Origin of the sequence: Deinococcus sp. Arct2-2 (assembly GCF_004801315.1) — a bacterium.
Classification (GTDB): domain Bacteria; phylum Deinococcota; class Deinococci; order Deinococcales; family Deinococcaceae; genus Deinococcus.
On sequence record NZ_SSNW01000018.1, the window covers coordinates 50,706 to 67,882 of the forward strand.

The 17,177-nt window shown below is 63.7% G+C and carries 17 protein-coding genes and 2 pseudogenes; 4 read left to right on the plus strand and 15 right to left on the minus strand.

What is annotated here, in order from left to right:
* Window positions 1-399: 399 nt before the first annotated feature.
* The 12 genes from E7T06_RS09865 to E7T06_RS09920 are packed head-to-tail and all read right to left on the minus strand — an operon-like array spanning window position 400 to window position 11,655.
* Window positions 400-1,524, minus strand: coding sequence for an FAD-dependent oxidoreductase (locus E7T06_RS09865; RefSeq protein WP_205750873.1), 1,125 nt, complete (start codon window positions 1,522-1,524; stop codon window positions 400-402).
* The gene (locus tag E7T06_RS09870; RefSeq protein WP_136365631.1) at window positions 1,521-2,342 is read right to left on the minus strand and encodes an SDR family NAD(P)-dependent oxidoreductase; all 822 of its coding nucleotides are present in this window, start codon (window positions 2,340-2,342) and stop codon (window positions 1,521-1,523) included. The genes E7T06_RS09865 and E7T06_RS09870 overlap by 4 nt, the downstream gene beginning before the upstream one ends.
* Window positions 2,343-2,352: 10 nt before the next feature.
* The gene (locus E7T06_RS09875; protein WP_205750871.1) at window positions 2,353-3,861 is read right to left on the minus strand and encodes a carboxyltransferase domain-containing protein; all 1,509 of its coding nucleotides are present in this window, start codon (window positions 3,859-3,861) and stop codon (window positions 2,353-2,355) included.
* A gap of 3 nt (window positions 3,862-3,864) precedes the next feature.
* Window positions 3,865-5,346 (minus strand): aldehyde dehydrogenase, encoded by a 1,482-nt coding sequence (locus E7T06_RS09880; protein ID WP_136365630.1) that lies wholly within the window; start codon window positions 5,344-5,346, stop codon window positions 3,865-3,867.
* On the minus strand, window positions 5,343-5,843 hold the full coding sequence (locus tag E7T06_RS09885) for a MaoC family dehydratase (protein WP_136365629.1): 501 nt from the start codon (window positions 5,841-5,843) through the stop codon (window positions 5,343-5,345). The genes E7T06_RS09880 and E7T06_RS09885 overlap by 4 nt, the downstream gene beginning before the upstream one ends.
* Window positions 5,840-6,001 (minus strand): aldolase/citrate lyase family protein, encoded by a 162-nt coding sequence (locus E7T06_RS09890; RefSeq protein ID WP_346763196.1) that lies wholly within the window; start codon window positions 5,999-6,001, stop codon window positions 5,840-5,842. The genes E7T06_RS09885 and E7T06_RS09890 overlap by 4 nt, the downstream gene beginning before the upstream one ends.
* A complete protein-coding gene (locus E7T06_RS09895; RefSeq protein ID WP_136365628.1) occupies window positions 5,998-7,137 on the minus strand; it encodes a CaiB/BaiF CoA-transferase family protein in 1,140 nt (379 codons plus the stop codon). Before E7T06_RS09895 ends, E7T06_RS09890 begins: the two co-directional genes overlap by 4 nt.
* Window positions 7,138-8,301, minus strand: a complete 1,164-nt coding sequence (locus tag E7T06_RS09900; protein ID WP_136365627.1) for an acyl-CoA dehydrogenase family protein — start codon at window positions 8,299-8,301, stop codon at window positions 7,138-7,140. It abuts the gene before it with no gap.
* Window positions 8,298-9,077, minus strand: a complete 780-nt coding sequence (locus tag E7T06_RS09905; protein ID WP_136365626.1) for a 5-oxoprolinase subunit PxpA — start codon at window positions 9,075-9,077, stop codon at window positions 8,298-8,300. Before E7T06_RS09905 ends, E7T06_RS09900 begins: the two co-directional genes overlap by 4 nt.
* A 7-nt stretch (window positions 9,078-9,084) precedes the next feature.
* Window positions 9,085-9,678 carry a thiamine pyrophosphate-dependent enzyme gene (locus E7T06_RS09910; RefSeq protein WP_136365625.1) on the minus strand — a complete coding sequence of 198 codons (594 nt, stop codon included), beginning with the start codon at window positions 9,676-9,678 and terminating at the stop codon, window positions 9,085-9,087.
* Window positions 9,675-10,226: a thiamine pyrophosphate-binding protein gene (locus E7T06_RS09915; protein WP_136365624.1), complete on the minus strand. Its 552-nt coding sequence runs from the start codon at window positions 10,224-10,226 to the stop codon at window positions 9,675-9,677. Before E7T06_RS09915 ends, E7T06_RS09910 begins: the two co-directional genes overlap by 4 nt.
* A complete protein-coding gene (locus tag E7T06_RS09920) occupies window positions 10,219-11,655 on the minus strand; it encodes an MmgE/PrpD family protein (RefSeq protein WP_136365623.1) in 1,437 nt (478 codons plus the stop codon). The genes E7T06_RS09915 and E7T06_RS09920 overlap by 8 nt, the downstream gene beginning before the upstream one ends.
* A gap of 416 nt (window positions 11,656-12,071) precedes the next feature.
* On the opposite strand from E7T06_RS09920, the gene E7T06_RS09925 reads away from it, so the two are divergent.
* The 3 genes from E7T06_RS09925 to E7T06_RS09935 are packed head-to-tail and all read left to right on the plus strand — an operon-like array spanning window position 12,072 to window position 14,280.
* The gene (locus E7T06_RS09925; RefSeq protein WP_240740945.1) at window positions 12,072-12,431 is read left to right on the plus strand and encodes an NAD(P)H-dependent oxidoreductase; all 360 of its coding nucleotides are present in this window, start codon (window positions 12,072-12,074) and stop codon (window positions 12,429-12,431) included.
* A gap of 57 nt (window positions 12,432-12,488) precedes the next feature.
* Window positions 12,489-13,898: an IS66 family transposase gene (locus E7T06_RS09930; RefSeq protein ID WP_240740944.1), complete on the plus strand. Its 1,410-nt coding sequence runs from the start codon at window positions 12,489-12,491 to the stop codon at window positions 13,896-13,898.
* 55 nt (window positions 13,899-13,953) lie between these two features.
* Window positions 13,954-14,280: an NAD(P)H-dependent oxidoreductase gene (locus E7T06_RS09935; RefSeq protein ID WP_276605567.1), complete on the plus strand. Its 327-nt coding sequence runs from the start codon at window positions 13,954-13,956 to the stop codon at window positions 14,278-14,280.
* Window positions 14,281-14,755: 475 nt separating this feature from the next.
* On the opposite strand, the pseudogene E7T06_RS22195 reads toward E7T06_RS09935, so the two are convergent.
* Both E7T06_RS22195 and E7T06_RS22200 read right to left on the minus strand, forming a co-directional pair.
* Window positions 14,756-15,028: pseudogene (locus E7T06_RS22195) on the minus strand (hypothetical protein); the annotation flags it as partial.
* Window positions 14,914-15,387, minus strand: coding sequence for a DMT family transporter (locus E7T06_RS22200; RefSeq protein ID WP_346763197.1), 474 nt, complete (start codon window positions 15,385-15,387; stop codon window positions 14,914-14,916). The gene E7T06_RS22200 and the pseudogene E7T06_RS22195, both read right to left, overlap by 115 nt.
* A gap of 222 nt (window positions 15,388-15,609) precedes the next feature.
* Between E7T06_RS22200 and E7T06_RS09945 the strand changes: the two genes are divergently transcribed.
* Window positions 15,610-16,353 (plus strand): AraC family transcriptional regulator, encoded by a 744-nt coding sequence (locus E7T06_RS09945; protein WP_136365621.1) that lies wholly within the window; start codon window positions 15,610-15,612, stop codon window positions 16,351-16,353.
* A gap of 123 nt (window positions 16,354-16,476) precedes the next feature.
* Here the strand turns inward: E7T06_RS09945 and E7T06_RS21745 are convergent.
* Window positions 16,477-16,704 (minus strand): annotated as a pseudogene (locus tag E7T06_RS21745) (hypothetical protein); the annotation flags it as partial.
* Window positions 16,705-17,177: the final 473 nt, after the last annotated feature.

Sequence of the window (17,177 nt, forward strand, 5' to 3'; positions counted from 1 at the left end):
GAGCCTCGCCTGGCTGCGGCAACAGCCGGCGACCCCCTGACAAATGGCGCGTGGAATTCCGCGCACACCAGCATCCTGCTGCCGTTGACCCTGCCGGGTGAGGGCGGAACCTTGACGCCACGCACATGACGGTTGCCGACCGGCTCTTGAGGGTACCCGGATCGCTGTGCAGCGCGTTGGCGTGGATAGCCCGGGTCGGGGTGGAAGATCAGCGTCAGACCGACAACCTGGGGCGACTCATCAGAAGTCAGCTGCGCACCCGTGAGATGGCGCTCAGTGAGGCCGTGCGGTGGAGCGGGGACGCCTTCTGGCTACCTGCAGCTCCTCGGTGTACCATGCTCGCCCACTGGAACGCCAATTCCTCGAAGTGTCAGGTGCCGAACAGGCGAACAGACGTTTTCAGACTTGAATATCGGTCGGGCCCTGCGGCATCCGTTTGAACCGTTCGTACCGGAGCGGCGAGAGATCGATAAACGGCGTCTCGCCCACAGCTTCCTGCGCGATCACGCGGGCGATAGCGGCCGCGTGCATCACCCCGTGTCCAGAGAAACCGCAGGCATTCAGCCACCCGTCTCCTCCCGGCATCCGGCCCACGATGGCCTGATGATCAGGGGTCACCTCGTAATACCCCCACCAGCTGGCACGCCGGTCCAGTGAAGCAGTTCCCAGCCAAGGAAAGCGCTTCATGGCTGCTTCCAACGTGGGCTCCAACCACTCCCATTCCATGCCTTCTCGCCAGCCCACGTCCGCTGGATCCGCACGGCCCAGGATAATCCGTTCCCCCTCAGAGCGCAGCCACACACCGCTCTCTAGGTCAAAAATCATCGGCAGTACTCGTGGCAACTTGATCGGCCCCGTGGTGAACACCATCCGCCGGGCCGGCTGAACCGGAATTTGTAGACCGGCCAACGCGCCCACCTCCCCCGCCCAAGCCCCACTCGCATTGACCAGCAGCGAAGCTTCCACCATTCCCGCTGACGTCGTCAACCGCCAGATCTCACCGAACCGCTGGATGCCAGTTACCCTGGTGTCCAACAAGAAGCGTGTGCCAAGCTCCCGGGCGCGGCTCACGTACGCCATCGTCAACCCGTGGGCGTCCACATGGCCATCTGTGCCGCAATACGTGCACCCTCCCAACCCATCCGGCAGGAATTCGGCATGCACCTGGGCTGCTGTTGGCGTCAGGCGCTCGGTCGGCACGCCCAACCTCTGCTGAAGCTCCACCCCCAGTTGAGAGCTGGGCCACTGCGCCTCAGGCACCAGCAGCAGGTAGCCGCCTGGGTGGTACCCCGCCTCTGGCATGCTGGCATACTCCTCAATGCTGTGCTTCGACAAGAGGATGTTGGTCTCCGACGTGAACTGGGCGCGCACACCCGCGGCGCTCTTGCCGGTTGATCCGCCCGCCGGACTGCCCTGCTCCAGCACCACGACCTTCAGCCCCCGCTCAGCCAGACGCCACGCGCAGGCCGCCCCAACGATGCCTGCCCCGATCACCGCCACGTCCCAGCCCATGCCGGTCATCATGGGAGGTCAGCCTCGACCACAGGAAAGCCCTCCACAGGAAAGGTATCGACGTTCGCGGAGCGCTGCTGCACCAGTACGCCGCCGTCCACCGAAACGAACTGACCGGTCACATACGCCGCGTCATCCGACGCCAGAAACAGCGCGGCCCCCGTCATGTCCTCTGCCACGCCGTAACGCCCCAGTGGCACGGTTTTCTCACGCACCCGGAGTTGCTCCTCCGTCAGGCCGTAGGTATTGATAAATCCCGGCACCACTCCGTTGACCCGGATGCCGTAAGGCGCCAAGTCCAGGGCCATGGCGCGTGTCATGGCTTCAATCCCGCCCTTCGTGGCGTCGTAGGCAACGTTCCCACGGTGGGCGCGGGTCGCGCCGCCAGACGAGGTGCTGATGATGACGCCCCTGCGGCGCCGCGCCATCATCTGGGCGGCCCGGTGCGAACACAGGAACACGCTTTTCAGGTTCACCTGGATGATTTGGTCCCACCAGCCCTCGTCAGCCTCTAGAAAATGCCGCGTGGTGTCGATCAGGCCGGCGTTGTTGTACAGCACGTCCACGTAACCGAAAGCCGCTTCGACGCGTGTGAACATGGCGTCCACCTGCACTGCGTCTGAGACATCAGCGGGCACGGCCAAGGCGCGGCCACCCGCCGCCGTGATGCTGTCGACAACGGTTTGCACCGCGTCTCGACTCAGGTCATTCACGGCCACCTGGGCGCCTTGACGGGCAAACCGCTCGGCCACAGCGCGGCCAATTCCGCCTGCAGCGCCCGTCACCAGTACCACACGGTTGTCAAAACGGTTAGAAACAGGGTTCGTCATAGGGAGCTCCTTAAACCTGATGCAGGCATGAACCAGCGGCGCGGCCAACTCTCAGGCGGGCCAGACAGATGGGGTCGAAAACGAACCAGTTGATTGGGCCGCAACTGGGCAGCCCGGGGCAGGTCTTCTGGGTGAATGACGGCAGGCTCGTGATACCCACCGATGCGGCCTCGAGCGTTCGGATGCGCTGCCCAGCAGGTGTGACCTGCACAGCGCCGTGCAGCGTGGCTTCACCGATCACCTGTCCTCCCGGCACATCTGGCTCCTCGAGCCGGATGCCCATTCGGTCTCCTTCCCGGACGCGGATTGGGGGGGGCGCTGGGCAGCGCCCCCAAGCGCCTGGTAGGTCGCCTGCGGGCCTGGCAGGAGGCTCAAGGTCAGCTCGGCGGGGATCCGGGGCGGCCCTCCCGGTGGGCGCCGCCGCGAGGACTGGTTGACGGTCTAGGCCGAGCACGTCACCAACCATCAGGGGAGGGCCGACACTGCTGCTCCCCAGGAACGGCCGCGTTTCCAGGCCGCCCGCCACCGCCAGATACGAGCGGGCGCCTTCTCCAGTCGGTGTGAACCCCAGTGTTTTGCCTGCACGCAACACGAAAGGCGACTGGGCGGGTACAGCTCGGCCAGCGACCTGCCTGGTCATGCCGTGGCCCACGGCCACCAGCACAACCTCGTGTAAGGCGGTCAGTGGTGGCCCGAGGAGCGTGAGTTCGAGCAGGAGGGTGATTGGCGGGTTGCCCACGATGTGGTCGGCCAAGGCCGGGGCGCACTCATCCAGTGGGCCGCTGCGCGCCATGCCGTGATGGGCCTGAACAAAGCGGCCGAGCAAGTCAAGCCGTCCAGGTTTCTCGGCCCGCAGGGCGGGATGGGCAGGAACGCCAGGCCACAAAGGACAAACCGCAAGAGGGTCAGGCGTATCCTCCTGAGCTTCAACGAACCGAACTGTGTCCCCGGGCGAGAGAGGGAAGGGGGCGTCCCGGCCCGGGGCGTAGATCGTGGTGAGGGCGGTCCCCGGCGAGGGCAGCACGTACACGCAGCTCTGCGCATTGGCGATTGCGACCGCGTTGAACGGCACCTGGAGACGTGGCGTGTCCCGCCTGGGAAGGCGCAGGGCCTCCACCTCCCCCAGAAAGGGAAAGCCTGGCAGAAACCCCACGGCGTACACATAGTAGTCCGGCTGCGTATGCAGGCGAATCCCCTCACGCTCACCCATCCCCGTTCGGGCAGCGACGTCCACGAGAGTCTCACCGTCGTACCTGACAGGGAGCGTCACTGGGAGGCGTGCCTGGTGCTGGGCGTCCAGAGCGGCTGGCAGGTGCGTCCTCACCCACTCGCAGACCGTGATCCAGGCAGTCTGAACCGCCTCATATTCCACGTACGGATTGACGTACCCTGCGTAGAGGTCTGTCACACCAAGGATCAGGTTGTCCCGCAGCGCCCGGTGGAGGGCGTGCAGGCGGTCAGTGTCACTGCGGTTCAGTTCAGCACCGAACACGATGGAGAAGCCTTCGAGACGCTGCACGGGTCAGCCGATCGTGAATGGATCGCGGGTGGCGCCGCTCAGTTCTACCCAGACGGTCTTGGTGTCCAGGTAGTCGTGGACTGCCTCCAGAGAATTTTCCCGGCCGATGCCGCTGTGTTTGAACCCCCCGAACGGTGCGTTGTAACTCACCGCGCGGTAGGCGTTGACCCAGACGGTGCCCGCCTTGATTGCGTGTGCCGCACGGTGGGCGCGCTGAACATCCCGGGTCCAGACACCCGCGGCCAGGGCGTAGCGGGAGTCATTTGCCAGTTGCACCGCTTCGGCCTCATCTCTGAAGGCCAGCACGGACAGCACGGGGCCGAAGATTTCGTCAGCGGCCAGGCTCATGCGGCTGTGAACACCCGTAAAGACTGTGGGCTCCACGAAGAAACCGGCATCCAGGTCACCGCCCGAGGCGCGCCGTCCACCCGTCACCAATGTGGCGCCTTCCTGCTCTCCAGCCTCACAGCGGCGCAAGATGTTGTCCAGATGCGCTCGGAAAGCGACTGGGCCCATCTCGGTCTCCGGATCAAGCGGATCCCCGAGCTTGATGGTTTGCGCCCGCTGCACCACACGCGACACCAGCTCATCGTGGATGGAGTCATGCACCAGCAACCGAGACCCGGCGATGCAGGTCTGACCGCCCGCCGCAAAGATTCCAGCGATCACGCCGTTGGCCGCAGCGTCCACGTCAGCGTCCTCGAAGACGATGTTGGGGCTTTTTCCCCCCAATTCAAGACTCACCTTGGCGAGGTGACCCATCGCCGCCTGCCCGACCTTGATGCCGACGTCGGTGCTGCCCGTAAAGGCCACCTTGTCTACACCCGGGTGGGCCACCAGAGCCGCGCCCACAGCCGCGCCGCCTGTGACCACATTGAACACGCCCGGCGGGAACCCGGCCTCCTCCACCCGCCGGGCAAATTCCAGCGCCGACACCGGCGTCTGGTCAGCAGGCTTGACCACCACCGTGCAGCCTGCAGCCAGGAGCGGAGCCAACTTCCAGGTGAGCAGCAGCAGTGGAGAGTTCCAAGGTATGATCGCGGCCACCACGCCGACCGGCTCGCGGCGGGTGTAGATGAAATAGTTTGGTTTGTCGCTGGGGATGGTCTCACCATGCAATTTGTCGGCCGCTCCCGCGTAGTACTCGTACCACTCGGGCAGCATCCGGCATTGACCCAGCATTTCCCGCAGCAGCTTGCCGTTATCGCGCGTCTCGATCTCTCCCAGCAGGTCGGCGTCACGTTCCAGGATCTGGGCGAGCCTGTGAATCAATTTCGACCGTTGCCGCCCGGTCAGGCGCCCCCAGGGGCCGTCGTCCAGTGCGGCGCGGGCCGCGCGGACGGCGGCATTCACATCTTCCGGCCCGGCCTCCGGTACGCGCGCCCAGACCTTCCCGGTATAGGGATTGACGGTGTCGACCAGCGCACCGGACTGAGCGGGCACGAACTGGCCGCCAATGTAGAGCGGGTACTCGGGCAGGGTCATGGGGTTTCCTTCATGCTGGGCCTCGAGGTCACGCTCGGCACGTGCGCGCGCCGATACACCAAAACAGTGCGTTTGAATTCCAAGACGACCGTGCCGTGCTGGTTGTAACCAGAGGTCTTGAATGTCAGCACCCCTTGGTGGGGCCGCGAGCGGGACTCGCGTAGGGACAGCACTTCGCTGCGGGCATACACCGTATCCCCCTCAAACAGCGGGTGTGGGAGGCGCACTTCATCCCAGCCGAGGTTCACGGCGTTCTGCGACATGTCTGATACCGACAGACCCGTGACGAGCGCGATGGTGAACGCACTGTTCACCAAGGGCCGCCCAAATTCTGTGTGCGCGGCGTAATGCGCGTCAAAGTGGATGGGGTTGGTGTTATTTGTCAGGAGGGTGAACCAGATGTTGTCGTTCTGAGTCACGGTTCGGCCGAGGGGATGCTCAATGACCTGGCCGGATTTGAAGTCCTCGAAGCAGCGGCCGCCGGTGGAGCTGGTCACAGGGTTCTCCTTTCCTGAGCGTATTTCTCCTCCAGCGGCACAGCATCCTCAAGGTCCAGCACCACCGCGTCTGCTGGGCCCGTCCTGGCCTTCTCAATCATGTGCCAGCGGTGGGCAGGGACGTACAACTGGCCGCGTTCCAGCCGCGCGGGAATCATGGCGCGCCCTGCAGTTCTGCCAGCACCTCGGCAGTGTGCTCCCCCAGGGCAGGGACACGGCCCATGCGTGGGGGCGCACTTCCAAGGTTGTGAGGTGGGAGCAGGGCCGGGATGGTGCCCGCTGGCGTCTGCACCTGCGTCCAGCGCTGACGGTCCTGCAACTGCGGGTGATCTACCACCTCCTGCACGCTGTTGACCCGGGCGCTGGCAATGCCAGCCCGTTCCAGACGAGCACTCACCTCCTCCCGGCTCAAGGCCGCGAAGGCCGCTTCGATGGTGTCTTCCAGTGGGGCGCGGTGCGCGAGTCGCTGGGCATTGGTCGCGAACTGTTCATCGTTGGTCAGGTCAGGGCGCCCGAGTACGTCGGTGCAGAAGTTCATCCATTCACGCTCGTTCTGGACGGCAAACATGACCTGGCCGTCTGCACAGCGGTAAGCGCCGTAAGGCACGATCATGTTGTGCCGCAACCCCGCGCGGCCTGGCGCACGCCCCTGACCGATCAGGCTGTACATGGGGGGCATCATCCATTCGGTCAGGGCCTCAAACATGGAAATTTCAATGCGCTCTCCCTGCCCAGTGCGCCCACGCGCCAGCAGGGCCGCGAGAATGCTGGAATGGGCGTACAGCCCACTGGCGATGTCCGCCACGGAGATACCAACTTTGGCGGCGGCCTCAGCGCTGCCGGTCAGGGCGATCACCCCCGCTTCAGCCTGGATCAGCATGTCGTAGGCCTTTTTGTGCGCGTATGAACCGGACAGGCCGTAGCCAGAGATGGACACCCAGATCAGGCGCGGAAAGCGCTCGCGAACCGTGTCCCACCCGAAGCCCAGGCGCTCGACCGCCCCGGGCAGGAGATTGTGCACAAACACGTCTGCGCCGGCGAGCAAGTTCTCTAGGGCCGCCGCTCCATCCGGGCTCTTCACATCCAGCACCACGCTGCGCTTGCCACGGTTGAGCCAAGCAAAGTACGCCGAGACCCCGCCGAGTGCGCCGTCATACCCGCGCGCGAGGTCTCCTTCGCCGGGGCGCTCGACCTTGATGACATCCGCCCCCAGATCCGCCAGCTGGCGCGAGCAGAACGGCCCAGCGACCGCTTGCTCCAGTGCGACCACCCGCAGACCTTCTAGGGGCAGCATCTAGTACGACCTCGGCATGCCCAGCACCTTCTCGCCGACAAACGACAAGATCAAATTGGTGCTGATGGGCGCCACCTGATAGAGCCGCGTTTCGCGGAACTTGCGTTCGATGTCGTACTCAGCGGCAAAGCCGAAGCCTCCGTGCGTCTGGAGGCAGGCGTTCGCCGCCTCCCAGGACGCGTCTGCAGCCAGCAGCTTGGCCATGTTGGCTTCGGCACCGCAGGGGCGCCCCGCATCAAAGAGAGCCGCCGCCTCATACCGCATCAGGTCAGCTGCACGTACGTTCACGTAGGCGCGGGCAATCGGGAACTGGACTCCCTGGTTTTGCCCGATCGGCCGGTCGAACACCACTCGCTCGCTGGCGTAGCGGCTGGACCGCTCGGTAAACCAGTACCCGTCCCCCACACACTCCGCCGCAATCAGGATCCGCTCGGCGTTCATGCCGTCAAGCACGTACCGGAAGCCCTGTCCTTCCAACCCGACCAAGCTGCTGGCGGGAATGTCCAGATCATCGAAGAACACTTCATTGGTCTCGTGTCCTACCATGTTCTGGATGGGCCGCACGGTCATGCGGCTGCGGTCAATGGTCCTGAGGTCGATCAAGAAGGTGGACAGGCCTTCTGTCTTCTTGCGGACGTTCGCCAGGGGCGTGGTTCGGGCCAGCAGCAGCAGCAGATCGGAATGCTGAAGGCGGGAGGTCCACACCTTTTGCCCATTAATCACATAGGTGTCACCCCGGCGCACTGCGGTGGTTTTGAGCCGGGTGGTGTCGGAACCTGTGGTGGGCTCAGTCACCCCGAAGGACTGGAGGCGCAGTTCTCCGCTGGCAATGCGGGGCAGGTACTGCGCTTTCTGCTCGTCTGACCCGTGGCGCAGCAGGGTGCCCATGATGTACATCTGGGCGTGGCAAGCACCGGAATTCGCGCCAGATCGGTTGATTTCCTCAAGGATGACGCTGGCTTCGGTCAGGCCCAGGCCTGCGCCGCCGTAGTCCTCGGGAATCAGGGCCGCGAGCCAGCCGGCCTGGGTCAGGGCACCGACGAACGCTTCAGGGTAGCCGGCGCGTTCAGCGTCCAGCCAATACTGGGTGTCAAAGCGGGCGCAGAGATCACGAACCGGTTCGCGGAGTTCAGGATAGGTCATGGGCGAGCGGGTCAGGGTCATGCAGGTACCTCAGGGCGGCGCAGGGTGGGAACGGCAACAGCCCGGATTTCGATTCCTTCCGCCTCCAAGGCAGCGCGGATGGCGCAGGCGATCTCCACGGCGTTCGGGGTGTCACCGTGAACGCAAAAGGTGTCTGCTTTGAATTCGGAGAAGCCGCCGTCCAGGGTCTGAATCTGCCCTTCCTTCACCATCGTAACGGCGCGGCAGGCCGCCTCGTGCGGGTTGTGGATGCTGGAACCCGGCAGGCTCCGCGGGGCCAAGTGCCCGTCATGCAGGTACGCCCGCTCCGGGAAGAGTTCCAACACGACGGGGAGGCTCAACTTCCGCGCTTCGGTCTCCAGCAAGGTGGTGGGCAGCACCAAGAGGGGAAGAGTGGGATGCACGCCGTAGACGGCCTGAGCAATGGCTTGGGCGGTTGGGGCATGCGTCCAAGCGCAGATGGAGAGGGCGCCGTGCGCCTTCACCTGCCGGAGGGGCACGCCCACCGAGGCCGCCAGGGCACACACGTGGTACAGCACGTCTGCGTACACCTCCTCGGAGCTCGCCTCCGGAATGCGCGGCCTGAACCCTACCCGGTCGGGGAAGCTGGGGAGAGCCCCGACCCCCATATTGAACTGCCGGGCCAGCTTAAGGGTGGCGTGCATGGTGACGGGATCCCCCGCATGAAAGCCGCAGGCGAGCTTTGTGGAAGACAGAAAGGGAAAAAGCGCCTCGTCGTGTTCGAGCGTCCACGCTCCAAAGCTTTCGCCCACGTCGGCATTCAGGTCGACGAACATCTTCCCCTCACTCGTAGATCGCCGTTGGACCCAGCAGCGCGGCCCGCATGCGGTTTTTCAAGTAGGTGCCGTCCCGGGGCGGGAGGGTCATAGGATCCGCCGTGAGGGCCACTTTCACCACAGCCAGCAGGGGGCTCTCACCCGCGTGCAGGCCGGCCCGCAAGGCAGGAATGCCGCTCTCCTCCCGGACGGTGATGGTTCGCTCAAACCCGCAGGCGCGGGCCACAGCGGCGAGGTCGACTCCGGCCGCAGTGTGGGTAGGCTGCGCTCCCGTCTCTCCGTAGCGTTCGTTGTCCAGCACGACCACGCTCAGGTTTGGGGGCCGGGTGACGGCGATGGTCGACAGTGCGCCGAGGCCCATCAGCAGTTCACCGTCTCCTGTGAACACCACCACTGACCGGTCTGGTTGGGCGAGGGCCAGGCCCAGGCCGAACATGGCGGCGCCGCCCATCGCGCCCCACAGCGGGAAGTCGTGCGGGCTGTCAGACAGTGAGGCAAGGTCCCAAGCAGTGGCCCCCAAGCCGGTGACGGCCAGCAGACTTCCGCGCTCTTCGAGCAGCTGCGCCATGACCACCCGGCGTTCCAGTTGGGGCGCGTTCATTTGCTCCCCCCGAACTTTTTGGCCCCCAACAGCTTTTGCGAGAGCAGCACCGCGACCGGACTATAGGTGCTGTACGCCAGCCGCAGGGCCGCGTCCACCTCCCCAGGCAGGAGCTCCGGATCATCCACTCTCTGAACCAGAACGCCCATGGCCCGGAGTACCTCCGGAGTGGCCTGCCCCATGGGGACTTGCCAGGGGTTGAACTCCCCCCACTCGCCGCGCATGGTGACCAAGATCACGAGGGGCATCTGGCAGGTCTTGAGGAGCGAGAGCATGTTGATGCAGTTGCCAACACCGCTCGACTGCATGAGCAGCACGGACCGCACGCCGCCTACCCAGGCGCCGGCTGCCAAGGCAACGCCTTCTTGCTCGGTGGTCAGGGTCACAGCGCGCATGTCCGGGTCGGCCTGACAGTGCTCGATCAGGCCGCGGTGCCCTCCATCCGGCACGAACGGCACCAGCCGGACGTTTTGCGCTTTGAGGACGTCATAGACCGCCAGGGACCAAGTTCCAGCCGGGTTCTGAAAAGTTGAGACAGGTTCACTCATGTCGCGCTCCTTGGCAAAGGGTGTTGAGTTCCGCGCCGGCCACCGCCAGGTCGGGAACCGCTTCAATGTGGCGAACCAGTGCCAGCGCCCGTTCGCTCACGGCCTGACTGAAGCGGGGCTCAACGAGCGCGCAGAATTTGGCTTCGAGCTCGGCTGTACTGACTGGGTTCTCCTGATTTCCCCGGGGGAAGTCCCCCCCAGCCCGCAGCACCTGACCGTCAATCAATTCCACTTCCAGACGGGCAGGCCATGCCGCCGGATACCTGGCGGTTAGCTCCGCAGAGACGGCGGGTTGAACCCGCGGCAGCAAGCGGGCCAACAGCTCCTGCCTCACTCCAGAAGGGCCGAAACGGTCCTCACTGAACTGGGTCAGGCCGACCGCGCCTTCCAGCAAGGCCGCACTAACCACGTAGGACAGGCTGAATTTGGCCTGGTACGGCGTGTGGGGATTTCGCTCACTCACGATGTCCCAGCCCGGGCCGTACGTGGCGACGCGCACCTCACGAACTTGGTTCAGTACCCAGTCGGCCGTCCACCCGTGGGCCTGGCGCAGCGCGAGCGCCGCGTCGATGGCCGTGTGGGTGTGGCCGCAGCACGAGTACAGTTTGTAGCCGTTCTCGCTGACCTTCCACAACACACCCAGGTCAGTGGTTACCCGTTCGGCGTCATGGACGGCGCTGGTCGCTGCAAAAAACCCGCGTGGCCCCTCCAAGATGGTCGGTGCGCCTGTGAAGCCGCGCCGGGCCAGATCTGCGGCCATCACGCCGTTCATGGCGGCCTTGCCAGGATGCAGGGTTTTGCTCATGGCGCCGCTCGCATTGAATTCCCAGAGGCCAGCCGCCTGGGTGCCGGCGGTACCCAGCGCGTCAAGCATCTGACGCTGGCTCAGGCCCATCAGGGCACCGGCCGCAACCGCCGCGCCAAAGGTAGCGACCGTGCCGGTGGGGTGCCAGTAGCGGTAATGGCTGGGGTTGACGGCTTCCCCGATGCGCAGCGCAGCCTCGTAACCCAGCACGACGGCCCGCAGAAAAGCGGCGCCGCTTTGATGTTCACGTTCGGCCACGGCTAGGGCGGCCGGGATGATGGGCGCAGCGGCATGAATGGTGGAGCCCTTGTGAATGTCGTCGAGTTCAAGGATGTGCGTCGCGACGCCGTTGGCCAGAGCCGCCCCCGCGGCACTGGCCCTCCCGGCACTGAAGACGCTGGCGTCGTCAGCCTGCCCGAGACCGCGCACCAAGTCCTGAACCATGCGGGCAGGGGGTTCCAGCGAACCGGCGAGCAGAGAACCGAGCCCGTCGAGAACGCTCCGGCGGGCATCCTCAAGAACGGTATCCGGGATGAAGGGGGGATTCGCCATGAATGCAGCGAGGACGGCACTGGTTCCAGCGTGGGGCACGCGGTTCTCCTTGAACGTTGAAGTGCTGTTCATTGTCCTTCAGTTCCGGCCAAGTGTCTTGAGCGTTTTACCCGGGTGTCCTGCGGAAAACGGCACAGGAGGTGGAGAGGCGATGGTGCCATAAACTCGAATTCTGTGCGTTCGGCGGTTATCCGGGGCTCGGCATCAGCTGCGCGACTCCGGAGCTGTGTTCCGACCAACACAAGGAGCTGTGACGCGACAGGATGGGCCCGGCGCGGCTGTTTGGTCTGCCAGGCACGAGGGAGGTTCCTATGCTAATTTCCACAGCCTAAAGCCCTGATCTATTCAAGACATCAGCCGCGCTGGGCGAGATACTGTTCTCACCTCTGGGCTGAGTTGGCTGCCTTTGCCTCGGCAGAGTGTCCGCCCGGGACTGTCCGCAGCCCCGCATCCAGATCATTGACCTTTGATTCTCAGGAGAGACGTCTATGCCACATGCACTGATTGTTCATGCCCATCCAGAACCCAAATCTTTCTGCTCTGCTCAGATGTGGGAGGCTGCCAGGACTCTTGAAGCTCAGGGCTATACGGTCGAGATCAGTGACCTCTACCCGGTGGGTTGGAACCCCGAACTTGGCCGGAACGATTTTGAGCATGAGCTGGTCGGACACTTCAAACCGCAGATTGAACAAGTCGAAGCCGTCAAGCACAGCACCTTTACCCTAGACCTCACAGCAGAGATCGAGAAGGTGCGGCGGGCAGATCTGCTGGTCTTCTCCTTTCCGATGTGGTGGTTCTCCCTGCCCGCCCTTCTCAAAGGCTGGGTAGACCGCGTCGTCTGTGATTAGCGCCTCCCAGAGTGCCTGGCTGGAAGCTGGGCACTCTTTGCCGTTACCATGCTGTCCATGGGTTCCAAGGTGACTGAGAAAGATCTCTTCGAGATCATTCGTCGCCAGTCCGAACAGAACGACCAGTTGACCGCGCAGAATAAAGTGCTCCAGGCTGAAATTGCCCGCTTGAAGAAGCGTATCGAAGAGTTGGAACGACGGGCCCGCAAGTACGCCGCGCCCTTCAGCCGGGACAAGTACACCGCCGCTCCCAAATCACCGGGACGGCGTCCTGGTGAAGGCACCTTCGCGCACAAGTCCCCACCCCTGCCGCACCAGGTCACCGAGACCGTGCAGGTCGACTCGCCCAACAGCTGTCTTCGTTGCGGATTCACGGGATCGCTGATCCTCACCCGTCACGACAAAGCCTGGGTCACGGAACTCGCCCCTCAGAACGCCATGCAGGTCACCGAGTACCACGTGCCCGTCATGGAGTGCCCTCAGTGTCACCACGCGGTGCGTGGTGATCATCCCGCCCTGAAAGCCGATCAAGTAGGTGCCACTGCCCATCGACTTGGGCCGGTCCTGCACGCCACCCTTCAGACCTTGCATCACGAGCTTGGCTTGCCGGTTCGCCGAATCGGTCGGGTCATGACTCTCCTCAGCGGCGTGCAGGTCACGCAAGGTGCGATCACGCAAGCCGCACAGCGGCTCGCCGCCGACGGCCGTCCCCTGGCCGCGCACGTTGAGGCTCTCCAAGCACACGTGCAACAGGCTGCCTTCGTCCATCACGACGACACCGGCTGGCGGATCGGCACCCAGAAGGCCTGGGTGGGCGCGTTCCGCAGCGCGGACACCGTGGTCTTCCGCGCGAATCTGCGGCACACGAACGTGGAAGTCAGAGAAGGGCTGGGACAGAACTTCGCGGGCGTGCTGGTCAGCGACCGCTTCTCCTCGTACGACAGCCGTTTCCTGCAGGACGTCCGGCAGCAGAAGTGCCTGGCGCACCTGATCCGCAACGCGGATGAGGTCGCCGCCGAGGAACAGCGGCGTCCCGGGCGTGGAGAGCTGTACGGACAGCGGGTCGCACAGGTCTTTCGGGACGGCGTCCGACTGCACCGGGACGTGACGACGGGTGCGTACACGCGGGAGGAGTACACGCAGCAGGGTGAGGAACTCACCCTGCGCTTGGACGCCCTGCTGAATCGAGCGCCTCTGAAGTCGAAAGCGAACGAGCGACTCCGACTGGGCATCCTGAAGCAAGACGTGCTGGATCGGTTGTGGCGGTTTCTGAAGGACCCGGATATTCCACCGACGAACAACGCGGCGGAACGGAGCCTGCGGACTGTGGTTATAGCCAGGAAAGTCTCGCAGTGCAGCAAGAATGCAGTGGGCGCGCAGACGTACATGCGGATCAAGTCCACCGTGGAGACCGCGCGGTTGCGCGGTCAGGACCCTGTCACAGTTCTGACCAGTCTCACCCGATAACGCTTGGGTGTCCGGCTTCCAGCCGGGTACCCCTGGGGTCGCTAATCACAGACGCGTGGCCTATGGGGGAAGTGTCGGCCGCTTTGAAACAGGGGGGTTCCAGGGCCGACGGGCGATGCTGCTCTTCACCACCGGCAGCACCGAGGACATGTTCGGTTCTGGCGCGCGGGACGGCGAGATGGACGTCATCTTGTTTCACATTCAGCACGGCATGTTCTATTTTGTCGGCTACAACGTTCTCGCGCCCGTCGTGAGCTTCAGCCCGGTGCGGAAAACCCCCGAAGAGCGGGCGCAGCAGTTGGTACAGGTTCGCGAGGCCTTCTCCAGCCTGGACACCCGGCCGGTGCTGTCGTGGAACACTGGAGCAACCGCCAATGACTGACCAAGCTGCACTCATGTCCCTGATCCTTAGCCCTTATTGATGGCTGCTGACAGCAGATCTTTGCTCGCGTTGACCCTCTACATGCCAGACAAGCACTCTTCAGAGCAGCTTTAGCCTCTGTTAGACGCACTGGTGCAGCGCTTTTCTCCCAAGTTGAACCTACTGCCCAAGCTGCTGTGGGTGCACGCTGCCCATCTTGCTTACCTTCACGGGGGCCTGCATGGCACAGGGGATCCCCCCTCACCTCGTGGGCGCGGTCATCGCCCATTCCCGACCTGACGAACCCGTACACCATGCCAGAGCGAAGGCCCTTCACACGCGTGCTGCCTCCACGGGTGAAGCTGAGACAGGCTTTGGCGTCCACTGTGTGGAGGCGGCGCCCGCCAGAATCAGGGCTCCCCCCACCCTCCACCCTCTGGGTGAAGTGCAGCTGCTCGCCTAAAAACAGCAGCGCACACAAGGTGGCCCAAAGGGGACCAGTCGTGGCAAGCAGGCTGACGCGCGCTGGGCCGATCCGCCCCACGGCTTCAGACAGAGCAGGCAGGGACACCAGCGTTGGGATCAGCAGCACGGCGAGAAGAATTCCCCATTGCGCGGGACTGTTCGGCACCGCTAACTGTGCAGTTACCCCACCTAGCAGCGCAAAAGTGGCGGCGCACACAAAAGAGGTGCGCCGCCACGGTAAGGGGGGAGGCCGTGCGGGCCAGTCGGCCGCTGGCGAACAGCTATCCGCCGTACAGGCCTCCACTGATCCGGCCCCGCAGCAGACCGGTAAGATCGCGGTCGGCAGCGCTCGGCAACCCCACGACCGGTCAGGGTGCACAGCAGTGCCCCCGTTTGCCAGCGTAAAGGGCGGACGCGGGCCAGAAGGCCGTAGAGGAGGACACAGGCTGGAGCAATGTAGACCAGTAGTGCAGCGGTACTGGCGGAAATCCGGGCGAGCGCCATGAAGTACGGCACCGTAGAGGCTGTATAGATGGCGCTGAGCGGGAACAGTTCGGCCCGCATGCGCAGGGGAAGGCGCCCGAAACCGAGAGCAAAGGGCAGGAGGGCTGCGAGACCACGGCGCCAACTTAGCAGGGTAGGTGTGGTCAGCCGGAGGGTCATAGCCAACTTGCCCCAGAGTCCTAGTGTGCCGGAAGAGCAGGGCTAGTCCAACGCCCTTTCCGTCGCCGTGCGCGGTCTGGGTGGTCTGAGCCGGGAGTGGAGGAACCTTCAACATGCTTCTGGCGTAGACAGAGCACGGCCAACTGTCTTGATCGATGTTGCGAGTTTTCCCGCGGAGGCCGGCATTTTCTCAGGAAAAGATCGGTATGACAGACTAAGCCCATGGACGATCCCCGGGCTTGGCTGCGCCCCGCACCAGATGGAAGCTGGCCTATAGAGGCCCTGCTGGACGGCGTACCCGATCTGATCTTTTTTGTGAAGGATCTTCAGGGCCGTTATGTCAGTGTGAATGACACCCTACGGCGGCGCACTGGAGTCCTGCATAAGCGCGATGTGCTGGGCCGCACCGCTGCCGAGGTCTTTATGGGCGACCCTGGACAGCGTTTCAATGAGCAGGACGTGCGGACACTGCAGGAGGGTCAGGAGCTGCGGGACGTGCTGGAAATGTATTTCGGCCCGCGGGGTGAACCTATCTGGTGCCTGACACATAAGGTTCCTGTGCGAAACGCGGCGGGTGAGGTGGTGGGGTTAGCGGGAGTCTCGCGGGACGTCCCCGTTCCTCTGGAGAGACATGCGGACTTTGCACGGATCGCAGAGGCCCTCAGCTATATGCAGGCGCATTGCGATCAGCCCCTGCGGATCCCGGTTCTGGCTGCCCATATTGGCTTGTCGGAAGACAACTTTGAGCGGTTGCTACGGCGGGTGTGCCAGGTGACGCCGCAGCAGTTCTTGATCAAGGCGCGGCTCAATGCTGCTGTAGAACTGCTTCGCAAGCCCATACTGTCTATCTCTGAAATTGCCCACGCCTGCGGCTACGCTGATCACAGCGCCTTTACCCGCAAGTTCCGTACGGTCACCGGTATTACCCCACAGGCGTACCGTGACCGAGTTTTGATCAGAAAATGAAGACTCGCAGATTAAGCTTGCCCACTAAATCTGATCTCCAACCGCATGGCTGGCCGCAGTAACGCCGCCTTGGAGGAACGGTCAGGCGAAGGGAAACTTCAACCAGATCACGCTGGTGAAGCGTCAGATGGGTTGTGTTGCCCTCATTGGCCCCAGTGCAGATGGAGGCAGGGGTGGCCTGAACCTCAGGCCACCCCTGCAGCGCCCGCCGCCCAGGTCTGGAACGCTTGTGGCGGAAATGCTGGTTCGGATGTGATGGTAGAGATTCTCGATTCGGGCGTGCAGGTTGAGAAATTCCTGTGTACGTTTCCGGCGCTTAAATCCTTGTTGACGTCGTGTTGAACGGTGGGAAGAGCCGCAAAAGCGAGGGATCCCCAGCCACAAGATCTGCCCGCGGGAGCGCTTCACCGCCCGCTCGGAGTGGCGATAAGCCAACTTCAACTCGTCGGACGTCTGCTGTGGAAACAGCGAGGCGGGTGTCCTCGTTGAAACTCAGTTTCATCTTGTATGAGAGCAATCCTGGGAAAGGAGATCTGCTTGAACGCACCACGCGTGTATTCACGAAAAAGCTCCGCGTGTGGCGAGACTGCCCGCCAACTTCACTCTGTTGGCTTGAATTGTTTGGGATGCGGGAAGTCTAGCGGCGGAACGTCAGGGGAATGTCCCGACATTAGCCTAAATGCAGCCAGCGATAACCGCCCTGATAGCGTGCAGAATGAACGAAAAATCGCTGACACAGCTGGGTCAGGAGCTGGCTGAACTGGTGAGGTGATCTTGCTAGGGTTCTGTGGAGGAGGAGTTCAGTCTGACCGACAATGGAGACT